The 12,301-nt window shown below is 59.5% G+C and carries 13 protein-coding genes; 7 read left to right on the top strand and 6 right to left on the bottom strand.

Annotated elements, in window-relative coordinates:
* The first annotated feature begins 32 nt into the window (after positions 1-32).
* Together GOQ25_RS02250 and GOQ25_RS02245 are read left to right on the top strand one after the other, a co-directional pair.
* Positions 33-737 (top strand): isochorismatase family protein, encoded by a 705-nt coding sequence (locus GOQ25_RS02250; RefSeq protein ID WP_160348820.1) that lies wholly within the window; start codon positions 33-35, stop codon positions 735-737.
* Positions 738-797: 60 nt separating this feature from the next.
* Positions 798-1,382, top strand: coding sequence for an isochorismatase family protein (locus GOQ25_RS02245; protein WP_160349003.1), 585 nt, complete (start codon positions 798-800; stop codon positions 1,380-1,382).
* 10 nt (positions 1,383-1,392) lie between these two features.
* Here GOQ25_RS02245 and GOQ25_RS02240 read toward each other — a convergent pair whose 3' ends face one another.
* A complete protein-coding gene (locus GOQ25_RS02240; protein WP_160348819.1) occupies positions 1,393-2,181 on the bottom strand; it encodes a GntR family transcriptional regulator in 789 nt (262 codons plus the stop codon).
* Between the two features lie 177 nt (positions 2,182-2,358).
* On the opposite strand from GOQ25_RS02240, the gene GOQ25_RS02235 reads away from it, so the two are divergent.
* The 5 genes from GOQ25_RS02235 (at position 2,359) to GOQ25_RS02215 (ending at position 6,763) form a co-directional block, all read left to right on the top strand.
* Positions 2,359-3,237 carry a CoA ester lyase gene (locus GOQ25_RS02235; protein WP_160348818.1) on the top strand — a complete coding sequence of 293 codons (879 nt, stop codon included), beginning with the start codon at positions 2,359-2,361 and terminating at the stop codon, positions 3,235-3,237.
* A 37-nt stretch (positions 3,238-3,274) separates the two neighbouring features.
* Positions 3,275-4,474 carry a CaiB/BaiF CoA-transferase family protein gene (locus tag GOQ25_RS02230; RefSeq protein ID WP_160348817.1) on the top strand — a complete coding sequence of 400 codons (1,200 nt, stop codon included), beginning with the start codon at positions 3,275-3,277 and terminating at the stop codon, positions 4,472-4,474.
* A 162-nt stretch (positions 4,475-4,636) separates the two neighbouring features.
* Positions 4,637-5,746, top strand: coding sequence for a YjgN family protein (locus tag GOQ25_RS02225; RefSeq protein ID WP_160348816.1), 1,110 nt, complete (start codon positions 4,637-4,639; stop codon positions 5,744-5,746).
* Complete coding sequence (locus GOQ25_RS02220; protein ID WP_160348815.1) at positions 5,730-6,359, top strand: hypothetical protein; 630 nt, start codon at positions 5,730-5,732, stop codon at positions 6,357-6,359. Before GOQ25_RS02225 ends, GOQ25_RS02220 begins: the two co-directional genes overlap by 17 nt.
* Positions 6,335-6,763, top strand: a complete 429-nt coding sequence (locus tag GOQ25_RS02215) for a M48 family metallopeptidase (RefSeq protein ID WP_160348814.1) — start codon at positions 6,335-6,337, stop codon at positions 6,761-6,763. The genes GOQ25_RS02220 and GOQ25_RS02215 overlap by 25 nt, the downstream gene beginning before the upstream one ends.
* Positions 6,764-6,867: 104 nt before the next feature.
* Here the strand turns inward: GOQ25_RS02215 and GOQ25_RS02210 are convergent, their stop codons facing one another.
* From GOQ25_RS02210 to GOQ25_RS02190, 5 genes are read right to left on the bottom strand one after another with little or no spacing between them, the layout of a single operon-like run.
* Entirely contained in the window at positions 6,868-7,554 is a 687-nt protein-coding gene (locus tag GOQ25_RS02210) for an HpcH/HpaI aldolase/citrate lyase family protein (RefSeq protein ID WP_160348813.1), read from the bottom strand.
* Positions 7,551-8,477, bottom strand: a complete 927-nt coding sequence (locus tag GOQ25_RS02205) for an NAD(P)-dependent oxidoreductase (protein ID WP_160348812.1) — start codon at positions 8,475-8,477, stop codon at positions 7,551-7,553. The genes GOQ25_RS02210 and GOQ25_RS02205 overlap by 4 nt, the downstream gene beginning before the upstream one ends.
* Before the next feature lie 6 nt (positions 8,478-8,483).
* Positions 8,484-9,470, bottom strand: a complete 987-nt coding sequence (locus GOQ25_RS02200) for a tripartite tricarboxylate transporter substrate binding protein (RefSeq protein ID WP_160348811.1) — start codon at positions 9,468-9,470, stop codon at positions 8,484-8,486.
* A gap of 52 nt (positions 9,471-9,522) precedes the next feature.
* Entirely contained in the window at positions 9,523-10,752 is a 1,230-nt protein-coding gene (locus GOQ25_RS02195) for a thiolase family protein (protein ID WP_160348810.1), read from the bottom strand.
* Positions 10,749-12,293 carry a class I adenylate-forming enzyme family protein gene (locus tag GOQ25_RS02190; RefSeq protein ID WP_160348809.1) on the bottom strand — a complete coding sequence of 515 codons (1,545 nt, stop codon included), beginning with the start codon at positions 12,291-12,293 and terminating at the stop codon, positions 10,749-10,751. The genes GOQ25_RS02195 and GOQ25_RS02190 overlap by 4 nt, the downstream gene beginning before the upstream one ends.
* Positions 12,294-12,301: the final 8 nt, after the last annotated feature.

The following is a 12,301-nucleotide window of genomic DNA, read 5'->3' as shown; positions in this document are numbered from 1 at the left end:
AGCCGTTTCGAACTCGACAAACAGGCGATGCCATGACGAAAAAAGCTTGGGAAGACTATCTGACAGAAGAGGATCGCGCTACCTTGGCGCGCGGCAAATGGGGCCAACAGATCAAGCCGGGCACCCGGCCCGCGATCGTGGCCATAGACGTCCAGAACTATATGGTGGGCCCCAAGGAGGGCGGCGACGAGGCCTATCCCTACAGCTGCGGCCAGATCGGATGGGACGCCGTAAAAGCGTCTGGCGAGATCATCGCCGCCGCCCGTCGAGCCGGCGCGCCGGTCATCTTTACACGTTTCGCGCTAGACCCCTCGGGTAACGACGGTGGCCTTTTCGCACAAAAGGTCGGCAAAGGTGAGGGCGAATACGCCTTCGTCGAGGGCACCTTTGGTTCAGAATTCGTCGCAGAGGTCGCACCGCAGCCCGGCGACATCGCGTTCACTAAAAAGAAGATGAGCGCTTTCTTCGGCACCCCGCTGCAGGCTTATTTAACCGATTTAGGCGTAGACACCATCATCGTCCTCGGCGGATCGACCAGCAACTGCGTGCGCGCCACCGTCGTCGATGCGGCACAGTCGAACTACAAGGTGCTGGTGCCCAGAGAGGCCGTGTTCGATCGTCTGCCGCTTTCGCATGCGGTGTCCTTGTTCGACATGGACCGCAGCTGCGCCAATGTGATGAGCAAAGACGAGGTGATCGGCTACCTGGGTCAGCTGCCCGACGCCCGCGACCGATAACCAGCACCGTGCAACCTGTCGCGAAAAGGAATCGTCGTGGACATCTACGCAAAACAAGGGATGGGCCAGCGCATGGGCTTTGGCCACCGCCCGGCGCTGTTGATTATCGATTTTCAAAACGCGTTTGCCGATGAGAATTTCTTTGGTGGCTACAACATCGGTGATGCCATGGCCAATACAGAGCGTTTGCTCCAAACCTGCCGGCAAACGCAGACGCCCGTGGCTCATGTTCGATTTGCTACTTCCAACGACGGTTCCGATATCGGGCCATTCGGAATGAAGGTGCCACGGCTAAAGGACTTGGTCGATGGCGACCCCGCGGCCGACATTGTGGCTGCACTGACCCCGCTAAAAAACGAGTTTGTCTCCACCAAGCGTCATGGCTCCGCGTTTTTCGGGACGAATTTGCACACCTGGCTGACTTTCAAAGGCGTCGACACGCTTTTGATCAGCGGTTGTGCGACCAGCGGCTGCGTGCGCGCCAGCACCGTCGACGCATCGGCCTATGGGTATCGCCCGATGGTCGTGGTTGACTGTGTTGGTGACCGCGCCCAAGCCCCGCACGAAAGTAACTTGTTCGATATGGGGCAGAAGTACGCGGATCTCGTGTCGTTGGAAGAGGTGCAAGCCCATCTGGCAGGCTAGGGCGGCCGTTTTACTCGTCGAGCTTGCTGTGTATGCGCGTTGTCTGGGTATAGCGTCCGCTCGGGTAGTAACCCAGTGCGATCTGGACTAGCTCACCGCGGCTGTCGTAATAGTGGCGAATGATGGACAGCGCAGCCTGTCCCGGCGTGGCGTCCACGAGTTCGGCGATATCGTGATCCAGGCTGTCGGCCGTGAGTTCCTGGCGGACTTCGGCGATACGCACACCATACTCGCGCTCGAGCACCGCGTAGATGGGCTCACGCATATGTTTAAGCTTTTTTAGCTTAGGCGCGTACTTCGGTTGTACGTAGACCTTCAGAAAACTCAGAGGACGCGGTTGATCGGGTAAACAGCGCAGGATCTCCATATGCAGCCATTTCGATCCCAACTCGCACTTAATCATCTTGACCAGATGACGGTCGGCCGTCACCGTGGACGTGTTAAGGATATGCATCTCGGTTTCGGTAGCGAACTCCAGCAGGTCCACCAGCGAGTTCAAACCGCTCATCATCCAGATCTTCCCTGGCTGTGTACGGACAATTGTTCCGATGCCCGCGCGCGCTTGTATCAGCCCTTGGTCCTTCAGCTCGCGCAGCGCCTGACGGATGGTGTGGCGGCTGACCTGAAAGCGGTCTACCAGCATTTCCTCGGTCGGCAGCACACTGCCTACCGTGTACTTTCCTTGCTCGATTTCTTTCTGCAAGGTGTGCGCCACCACGACATAAAGCGGCTGACGTAATGCAAGATCCTGCTCAGATTTGGGGCTTGAGATGCTTGACTGTGCAGATGTTTTTTTCATTTGTAGCCCTTCTGGGTTGCTTCCGTGTGCTTGTCCTGTCAATGCGACAGGTCATCTCGTACCGGATGAGTTCGGCACATAGCTAAATACTAGCGTGTTTGCGTTGACGAGGTTCGACAATCCCCCTATATTGTCCGTACAAATCTTAAATGTACGCACAAACGCCGAGGAGACACGATGGCAATTTTCAGGACGTTCTTGTTTGCTCCCGCCAACCATCCCAGACGGGTAGAAAAGGCCTTTCAGCTGGGCGCGGATGCGGTGATTCTGGATCTGGAAGACGCTTGCGCCATCAGCGAAAAGGTGGCCAGCCGTAGCAAAGTGGTCGAAGCCATGCAGCGTTCGCGCTCGTGCCTGGGTTATGTGCGGGTTAATCCCTTGAGCACCGAGTTCGCGTTTGGCGATATCTATGAAGTCGTGCAGCCTGGGCTGGATGGCATCGTGCTGCCAAAAACCGAGTCGCCGCACGATATCAAGACCGCCGAGTGGATGATCAGCTGCCTGGAGAAGGAGCGGGGGCTTCCCGTAGGTAGCATCGATTTGATGCCCTTGATCGAGACCGGTCGCGGCATGGCCAACATTGGCGAGATTTTGTCGTGCGAATCTCGCGTGCGGCGCGTTGCCTTCGGCGCGGGCGACTTTTGTCTGGATATGAATCTGCAATGGTCGCGCGACGAGGACGAGCTGCAGGCTTATCGGAGCCAGGTGGTCCTCATGTCCCGCCAGGCGGGAAAGGAACCGCCTATCGACACGGTGTGGATCAATATCCAAGATACCGAGGGTTTTGCACAGTCCTCGAGGCGCGCCCTACGCATGGGATTCCAAGGGAAATTGTGCATCTACCCGGACCAGGTTGCCGTCGTCAACGACGTGTTCTCCCCCACCGATGAGCAAGTCGCTCGTGCCCGCAAAGTCGTCGCGGCCTTCGAGCAAGCGGAGAAGGAGGGCAGTTCTTCATTCCAGCTGGACGGTCAATTCATCGACTATCCCATTCTCTATGCCGCTCAAAAACTACTCGCCGTACACGAAAAAGTCGTGAGCCAGCGCGCGAAGTGATCTGACACCTACGGAGGACAATGTGGTTGCTACTGCTATGAATATCCAGCCCCTTGATGGTTTAAAGATCATCGACGTTTCAAGCTTTCTGGCCGGCCCGTTCTGCTCGACTCAGCTCGCTGAGTTCGGCGCCGACGTGATCAAGATCGAAATGCCCAAGATCGGGGACGCGTTGCGTCGTTTCGGCAGCATCACGCCCGAGGGCGATTCGCTACCCTGGCTATCCGAATGCCGCAATAAAAAATCGGTCACCTTGGATCTGCGTACGCCCGAAGGCGCCGAGTTGCTTAAAGAACTCGTGCGCGGCGCGGACGTGCTGGTGGAGAACTTTCAACCCGGTACGCTGGAGAAGTGGGGCCTGGGCTGGGACGTCATGAAGGAAGTGAATCCCAAGCTCATCATGGTCCGCATTTCTGGCTATGGACAGACCGGGCCCTACAGCCCACGGCCCGGTTTCGGTCGAATCGGCAATGCGTTCGGTGGCCTGTCATTTCTGGCGGGGTATCCCGATCGCCCACCCGTGACGCCGGGCTCGGCCACCATTCCTGATTATCTGGCGGGCCTGTATGGCGCGGTGGGGGTGCTGCTTTCTCTGCAGGCGCTGCAGAAAACGGGCAAGGGCCAGTATATCGACATCGGCCTGTACGAGCCGATTTTCCGTATCCTGGACGAGATCGCGCCGTCCTATCACATGAAAGGCTATGTGCGTCAGCGCATGGGCCCGGGCACCGTCAACGTCGTCCCGCACAGTCATTACCCCACCAAAGACGAGAAGTGGATCGCCATTGCCTGCACGAGTGACAAGATCTTCGAACGCCTGGCGACCGCGATGGGCGTTCCGGAATTCGGCGGAGAAGGGAAGTGGGGCACCATCAAGCAGCGGGATGCCGATCGCGAGAACGTGGACAACTACGTCACCGAATGGACATTGAAGTTCAACCGTGACGAAGTGATTTCGATCTGCGAGCAGTATCAGGTGCCTTGCGGTCCGGTTTATTCCATCGACGAGATTTTCGAGGACCCTCAGTACAAGGCGCGCGAAAACATCGTCTATATCAAGGATGCCCATGGGCGCGAGCATGCGGTGCCTAACGTCGTGCCGCGTTTGAGTGAAACGCCGGGGGGTATCAAGTCGTTGGGGCCGACGTTGGGTCAGCACAATGATGAGGTGTTTCGTGAACGGTTGGGCTTAAGCGAGGAGCGTATGGCTGAGCTCAAAGAGAAAGGGGTGATCTGATCCGGGCGGGCGGCATGGTCCATCGCGTCGTATGCGTCGCCTCGGGCAGTGGGGTGGTAGGGAGGTAGTCCTATTCCTTGCAGTATCGAACTTGTCCCATAATCGTGGCGAGACCTGCTAGCTAGAATCTGCGTTCCTTTCTTTTCAGCCAAAGGCGCGCAGATGAGTCCGTCAGGCTCCTCCAATTCCTCTACATTCGAATGGGATACGTCAAGCGGACCAAAGCCGCTGCCCGTGCAGTTCCACGGCGAGGCAGGCGGTTTTTTCCGCGTCTGGCTGGTGAATCTGCTGCTCACTATTGTGACCTTGGGGGTCTGGTCTGCCTGGGCCAAGGTGCGCACGAACCAATGGTTTCTGCGTCATACCGTGGTCAATGGTCACGCTTTCGATTATCACGCCACTGGCCTGCAGATCTTCAAAGGGCGGTTGATGGCTCTGATCGCCATTGCCGCCTATTCCGCGCTGGTTTGGCTGTGGCCCTCGCTCGAGTGGGCCGCCTTTATCGCTTTGATGTTGGCGTTGCCCTGGGCGATCAATGCTGGCCTGAGCTTTAATGCCGCCATGACCTCATGGAGCAACGTTCGCTTTGGCTTTCGCGGCCGATATGGCGGCGCGGCGCTCGTATTCCTGATCATGCCGATCGTCGCGGTATTCTCATGCGGGCTATTGGCGCCATTGTGTTCGCGCATGTCCGCGCGCTATCTGGCTAGCGGCTACGGCTATGGCAACCTCGCCTTTGCGACTGAGCCACGGCTGAGCGCCCTGTATGCCGCCTTGGGGCGTAGCGTGTTGGTGTTCATCGCCACTGTCATCATGGGCATAGGTGTGGCGTTTCTGACGGGCTTGTTTCCGCCGGGAGCGATGGCGGACATCCATAGTCATCTCGATCCCGTCAATCTCATTTTGAATTTTTGGTGGGTGATTCTCAGCGGCTACATCGCCCTCTTTGTCGCGGGGCTTTATTACGGCGCTAGTGTGCATAACGAGATTCTTAACGGTACGACAATCACGGGTGGCCATCGCCTGGAAAGCCGCCTGTCGCCCTTGCGCTATGTCTGGATCATTGTGTCGGGCTGGCTGGTCGCCTCTGCCACGCTGATGCTCGCCTATCCGTGGGCGCGCGTGCGCCAATACCGTTATCTGATGCGGAACATAACGCTACTGGCTGCGCCTGGACTCGACGAAGTGGTATCGAGTCAGCAGAACGCGCCGGGCAGTTTTGGCGGGGAGTTCAGCGAGCTCGAAGGCTTCGCCAGTGCAGCGCTCTACTGAGCCCTACTCGTTGCGCGGCCGGCTCTTCCGACCCAACGCGGCTTCCTATTGTGCTGCCTTGCTAACGCTGCAGCCAGACGGCTCGTTGCTACTGGACGACGGTGAGACAACGCGCGATCTGCCGCCAGGATCATTGCGGTGGTCCAGCCGCATGGGCGCGACCCCCCGACGCGCCACGCTCCCGGACGGCGCCGTTTTTGAGACCGACGACAACGATCATGTTGACACTTTGGAGCGTACGTTCGGGCGGCGCAGCGTCGGCTTGTGGCATCGGTTGGAAAACCTCGGTGCACCGCTGCTCGCTCTGGCCGTCCTGGGCGTACTTGGTTTTTTTATCGGATTGCGTTGGACCGTGCCGTGGTTTGCTGACGCCGCCTCGCGATTGGTTCCCCAGGCCGTAGAGGCCCGGCTCGGCGGTGCCGCAATGGATACGTTGGATAGCGTGGCCTTGCACCCTAGCGAATTGCCAGCCGAAAAACAGCGCGCCATCCTCGCCGTGTTCGATGAGCTCGCCAGCCACGCGGATACAAAGCCTGGCACGTTGAAGCTCGCCTTCCGGCGCGGCGACAAGCTGTCGGTGCCAACGCGATGGCGCTGCCCGGCGGCCAGATAATCGTCACGGACGAGCTGGCGGAACTGGCACAAACGGCAGACGCCCTGGCAGGGGTGCTCGCACACGAGATTGCGCACGTCGAACTCCGACACGGCATACGCCGTCTGGCGCGGGTCGCTGGCCTGTCGGCAGTCGTGATGTTGATGACGGGCGACGTATCGAGCATGACGCACGACATGGGCGTGTTGGGAGCGGGCTTGTTGGATCTGGGGTATTCGCGTGGTTTCGAGAGCGAGGCTGATGCGCGTGGCGCGGCTTTGATGCGGCAGTCGAATCGCGATCCTGAAACACTGGCGGTGTTGCTGGAAAAGCTGTCGGAACGCAGCGCCAGCGGAGGGCCGAGCTGGCTATCGAGTCACCCGCGTACGGAGGAGCGCGCGCAACGGATCCGAGAAGGGCGCTGAAACAAAAGCAATCTTAAATCGGAACCATTGTCCTTCTCCCGATACTACGATGGATCTCATCCACGCGTTTGAAATGAGTGCTGACCTATTCCCAACGGCACAACCTAAACCGGCAGCCCCGCAGCGAGACGCCAATGTCGCACGCCGAGCGATAAAAACTCATTCACGTGCGAATACAACATTGTGACTCCCTGAGACTGCCAGTAGGCCATATCGTTTTCCTTGACCAGAAAGCCCGCCGTGCGACCGCGGGCGACGATCCTGGACACGACGTCCTGTAGCTTGGCCTGCACGGCAGGTTGCGAATAGTCACCGTCATACCCCATGCTCTTGGCAAGATCGACCGCGCCCACAAAGAAGCAATCGACCTCTGAAAGGCTCAGAAAATCATCGAGTTCCTGCACCGCCGGGACGGTTTCGATTTGAACGATGATTACTTTGCGTGCGAAGGTAGAGGGGGACGCGTATCGGATATCCGCGATGGCACGCCGGGCCTGATCCGCTGTATCCAGCCTGGGGATGACGAGCCCATCCACGCCTCGCATGATTGTGCGTTCGATGATCCATGGCTCAGGCGACGGAATGCGGGCGATAGCGCCTACCCCATTGGCCTGCGCGGCGCGGCCCATGTACTCAACGTCAGCGTAACTGAGGTTGCCTTGTTCACAGTCGAACATGAATGCGTCGATCCCCAGACGCGATACCACATCAACGACGCCAAGACTTGGATGGTTCACGTTGATTAACGACACGGTATCGCCGTTTCTGAGTTTGTCTTTGAATGTGCTCATTGTTCATCCGAGAGTGCTCTGGCCGCCTGATAAAGGTCGAATAGTTCCGTATCACTATGAGGCCCCATGCCCGATTGCGCTGCACGGGCTAACACCGCGCGCGCGGCCCGCGAAACCGGGACGCTCGCGCCGAGAGATTGAGCCGACGCTAGTGCAATGTCGAGGTCTTTCAAAAACGTGTCGATGCTGGCGTGCACTTCATGGTCGCCTTGGGTCATGCGCGAGGCGCGATTCAAGAACATCTGTGACGCTCCGGAGCTGCACCCGACGACCTCAATCAGCTTGTCCAGCGCCACACCTGTTCGCGCGCCCAAAGCTAGCGCTTCCGCCGTCAGGACGACGTGACTGGCGGCCAGCAGGTTGTTGATGATCTTGATGGTGGATGCCACACCCGTATCGCCGACGTGGTGTATTTGAGCCGCACACGCGGACAGGTAGGCCATGGCGCCTTCGAGCGCCGCCTGACTGCCCCCCGCGATAACCGTCAGCGTGCCGGCTTGTGCCTTGCGACGTCCACCGCTGACTGGGCCGTCCAAAGCCGTTAGCCCGTATTCGGACAGACGCCTTGCACATTCGCGCATCACGTCCGCCGGTATAGTGCTCGCGATCCACACGACGCCTGCGCGCGGCATTGTGTGGACAATGCCCTCCGGTCCAAACAGCACCGCTCGCACTTGCGTGGCGTTGCTCACCATGATGATGGCACATTGCGCCGAGGCCGCCGCTACCGCAGGCGACGCGCACATCTGCGCCCCACGCATTGCGAGGGCGTTCGCCGCTTGCGGGTTGGGGTCCACCCCGCGCACATCGAAGCCGGCCCCGATGAGCCGGCAGGCCATCGCCTGCCCCATAATGCCCAGTCCGATGCAGGCAACGGTTTGGGGGTCGGCAGGGCATCCGCTGTCTTCCCTCGAGTTCATCATTGCGCCTTAATCCACTTTGGCGCCAGCGAGGTCGACAATCTCCTTCCAGCGTGGAATCTCAGTCGCGAGATGCTTGCGCAAGTCGTCGGGCCCCTCTACTTGCGGGTCCGCCCCGATCGCGACCATCCTGTCGTGCACGTCTTTCTGAGAAACCACTTTTTTGAGCTCTTCATAGATGCGCTGTGTGATCGCTTTCGGCGTCTTGGCGGGCGCCATCAGTACAAACCAGCCTCCGATCTGGTAGTCCTGCAACCCTTGCTCCTTCATGGTGGGCACGTCAGGCAGGATGGGGGATCGGGTCTCGCCCGTTGTCGCGATAGGCTTGACCATGCCAGCCTGGATTTGCCCCTGCATCGCGGTGATATTGTCGAACATCACCGCAACCCGCCCTGCCATGAGATCGTTTAAACCGGGGACGTTACTCTTGTAGGGGATGTGCGCCAGCGGAACGCCGGATTGTTTTACAAATAATGCGCCGGCCAGATGGCTGGTGGTGCCATTGCCGGAAGAAGCATAGGGATACTTCTCGGGATCGGCTTTGGTCAGCGTGATGAACTCCTGAAGGTTATTGGCCGGAAACTTTCCTGGCACTGCCATGACAAACTTGTTCGTGGCGATCAGCGCGATAGGCTCGAAATCGTTGATGGCGTCATAGGGGAGTTTCGAATACAGCACAGGGTTGATGCCATGTGTGGAACTGCTGCCCAGCAGGATGGTGTACCCGTCCGGGGTGGCCTTGGCCACATCTGCCGTGCCGACGCTGCCGCCCGCGCCGGGTTTGTTCTCGACGACGATCGGTTGGCCCAAACCCTCTGACATCTTCTGGGCCAGCATGCGTCCCAACACATCGGTGCCCCCGCCCGCGGCAAACGGAATCACCATCCGTATCGGACGTTCGGGCCATTTCTGTTCAGCCGATACGGCGGGCGCAACGGAAAGGACTCCCACCGTCATGGCGACCATCAGTGATGCTATGCGCAGATATTTTTGCATGTCTTCCTCCTGGCTATCGTTGTGGTTGTGAGGTTGGGGAGCAGGCTGGCGTCTAAGCCGACTCCACGACCAAGGCATCGCTTTGTCCAAATCCTCCGCAGATCGCAGCGATGCCACGCTGCTTCTTGCCGGCCTTTTCAAAGCCCGACAGCAGTGTCATGACCAGGCGCGCACCGGACGCGCCCAGCGGATGGCCGATCGCCACGGCACCGCCCCACGGATTGGTCCGCGATCGGATCGTCGCCAGATCGGCCTGCGATCCCTGGCTGAGAACCTGCGTGCTGACCAATGCCGTAGCGGCATAAGCCTCGTTAATCTCTATCCGGTCGAAGTCCAGAATGTCGGCGCCTTCGATCGCCAACAGTCGTTCAATGGCCGTGGCGGGTAGCGATGTACCTGACGTGGGGCCGCCAGCGGCTTGCGCGTACGAGGTGATGTGGCCTAGTACAGGCCAGCCGCGTTGCGTGGCGAAGGCTCGGGTGCTCAGCACCAGGAACGCTGCGCCGTCGCTTAGGCCCGGGGCATTGCCGGCAGTGATCGTGGGGCTTCCATAGACGGTTTTTAACCGCGCGAGTTTGGATGGTGTCGTGTCGGGTCGCGGGCCTTCGTCGGCCGTGACTCGTGTGACCTCAGGGCCGTTAGCTACCTCGACGGGTACGATCTCCTTTGCAAAGGCGCCTTGCTCCAGTGCCTCGAAATAGCGTTGATGACTTTGGGCCGCCCAGGCGTCTTGTTGCGAACGATCAACGCCGAAGCGTTCGGCCTCTTCGCCGGAATACACGGCAATGGGCCGGTCCACTGCATCCCCCCCCAGAATCAATGGGTCTTTCAATTGGACAGAGCCGGGCCGGATGCTGCGTTGACGTGGCAGGTACATCGGCATGTTTGACAGGCTCTCCATGCCGCCGGCAATCGCCACGTCCTGTAGTCCCAGCATGATGTCTCGTGCGGCTTGCGCGATGGCGGTCATGCCCGAGCAACACGCTCTGTCGATACCGACGGAAGGAAGCTCCTGAGCGAGCACGGATCGCAGCACGGTTTGGCGCGTGACCGTCAAGGCCGCTGCCCCAGCGAGCCCGATCCCGCAGTACGCAGCTCCGATATCCGCTGCCGGAATTCCGGATTTAGTTAATAGCGCATTGATGACTTGTGCTCCCAAGTCGGGCAGTGTCAGGGGGGACAACACGCCACCGAAACGCCCAAAAGGCGAACGCGCAAAGGCGCACACGACGACTTCGCGATCGGGACACCCTATACGAATTGCACCGCGGGTTTGTGTCATGCGACAGGCTCCTTGTTATCACCGGACTGCAAACTGTCGGCATAGTCGCGCTGCAGTCGTCGTTTATCGATTTTTCCGTTGTTGGTCTTAGGTAACTCAGCAACGAGCCGCCATGCACGCGGCGTTTTGATGCCTAGAATGGGCCGCATTGCGGCCGCCAGCGTATCGGCGGTCCATCGCTCGGGTTGATCCTGGACCACATAGGCCACTCCGATCTCGCCCCACGATGCGTCAGGGTGCGCCACCACGGCAGCTTCGAGCACGCCGGGCAGGGCAGTCAGGTGCGATTCGACCTCGCTGGGATAGATGTTGAAGCCGCCGCAGATCAACATATCTTTGCGCCGGCCAACCAGCCGTATCAGACCGTCCTCATCAGTGGTCGCCAGATCGCCCGTCCATAGCCATCCGTTTCGCACCGTCTCGGCCGTCAGGTCAGGCTGTTCCCAATAGCCTTGCATGACGTGTTCGCCGCGAATAGTCAGCTCGCCGATTTCTCCTGACGCCACCGGATCACCACGTTCGTCCCGTACGACCAGCTCCACGAATGTGTAAGGTCGACCGATTGCGCCATGTCTGAACCTCAACTCGCCGTCCGCATCGTGCAGGATATGGTCCTCGGGAGGCAGGTGCGCACAGGTCATCATCGCTTCGGTCTGGCCGTAGTTCTGCCATAGGATCGGGCCAAAGACCTGCCATGCCCGCTCCAGCGTATTCGCGGGAATGGCTTCCGCGCCATAGCCGATAAAGCGCAGACTTTTAAAGTCCCGTCTATCCAGGTCCGCCAGCGTCAAGAACCGGGTCAGGAAGGTGGGAACGCAGGTGAAAGCCGTCACGCGCTCGCGTTCAATGGTGTCGGCCAGATTCGCAGGCGTGGGCGGTGATACGATGATGTTGCGCGCGCCCCGCCAATACCATGGCGCCAGATAGGCGCCGCTGGAATGCGTCATCGGTCCGACATAGGCAACGACATCGTCGCGGGATAGCGGTCGGTCCACCAGCATATTGCGGTAGACCGCCGCCCAATTGCCTTGCGAGAGCATGACGCCTTTAGGATTGCCCGTCGTGCCCGAGGTGTAGTTGATCGTCGCAAGCGTATTCAAGCTCGCCCGATGGAGTTTGTCCGGGGTGATGCAATGGCTGATGAGTGACGCCCATTCGTCGGAGGTGATAGGTATGCGGTGCAAGCTATCGTTGAGGCCGGCGGCGGCAACCGTCGCTGCGCATTCCGCGTCATGGACCAACGCCGCCGCATCACAATGTGCAGTCAATGTTGCTAGTTCATGTGCGGTATAGCGAAAGTTGACCGGGACGCGAACCAGGCCCGCTCGTTCCAATGCGAACTGCAGCATCACGGCTTCGGCGCGGTTATGCATCATGACTGCCACACGTGAGCCCGGCTCGTACGCGTTGGCCAGCCCGCTGGCGAGGCGGTCGACCAAGGCCTCGAACTCCCGATATGTCCATTGCCGCGATCCGTCGATGATCGCGATGCGATCGCCGTGGCGGTGAGCGGCCTGTGAAGTCCATAGCGAAAGATTCATAAAACGTG

It is taken from the genome of Bordetella sp. 15P40C-2 (assembly GCF_009763235.1).
Lineage (GTDB): Bacteria > Pseudomonadota > Gammaproteobacteria > Burkholderiales > Burkholderiaceae_B > Bordetella_A.
This window is presented reverse-complemented; position numbering and strand designations above follow the sequence as displayed.

Coding starts and splice junctions, on each gene's coding strand:
- GOQ25_RS02205 (WP_160348812.1), bottom strand. CDS start 8,477: ATGATGAACTCGAGGGAAGACAGCGGATGCCCTGCCGACCCCCAAACC.
- GOQ25_RS02230 (WP_160348817.1), top strand. CDS start 3,275: ATGAATATCCAGCCCCTTGATGGTTTAAAGATCATCGACGTTTCAAGC.
- GOQ25_RS02235 (WP_160348818.1), top strand. CDS start 2,359: ATGGCAATTTTCAGGACGTTCTTGTTTGCTCCCGCCAACCATCCCAGA.
- GOQ25_RS02190 (WP_160348809.1), bottom strand. CDS start 12,293: ATGAATCTTTCGCTATGGACTTCACAGGCCGCTCACCGCCACGGCGAT.
- GOQ25_RS02210 (WP_160348813.1), bottom strand. CDS start 7,554: ATGAGCACATTCAAAGACAAACTCAGAAACGGCGATACCGTGTCGTTA.
- GOQ25_RS02225 (WP_160348816.1), top strand. CDS start 4,637: ATGAGTCCGTCAGGCTCCTCCAATTCCTCTACATTCGAATGGGATACG.
- GOQ25_RS02195 (WP_160348810.1), bottom strand. CDS start 10,752: ATGACACAAACCCGCGGTGCAATTCGTATAGGGTGTCCCGATCGCGAA.
- GOQ25_RS02245 (WP_160349003.1), top strand. CDS start 798: ATGGGCCAGCGCATGGGCTTTGGCCACCGCCCGGCGCTGTTGATTATC.
- GOQ25_RS02250 (WP_160348820.1), top strand. CDS start 33: ATGACGAAAAAAGCTTGGGAAGACTATCTGACAGAAGAGGATCGCGCT.
- GOQ25_RS02240 (WP_160348819.1), bottom strand. CDS start 2,181: ATGAAAAAAACATCTGCACAGTCAAGCATCTCAAGCCCCAAATCTGAG.
- GOQ25_RS02215 (WP_160348814.1), top strand. CDS start 6,335: ATGGCGCTGCCCGGCGGCCAGATAATCGTCACGGACGAGCTGGCGGAA.
- GOQ25_RS02200 (WP_160348811.1), bottom strand. CDS start 9,470: ATGCAAAAATATCTGCGCATAGCATCACTGATGGTCGCCATGACGGTG.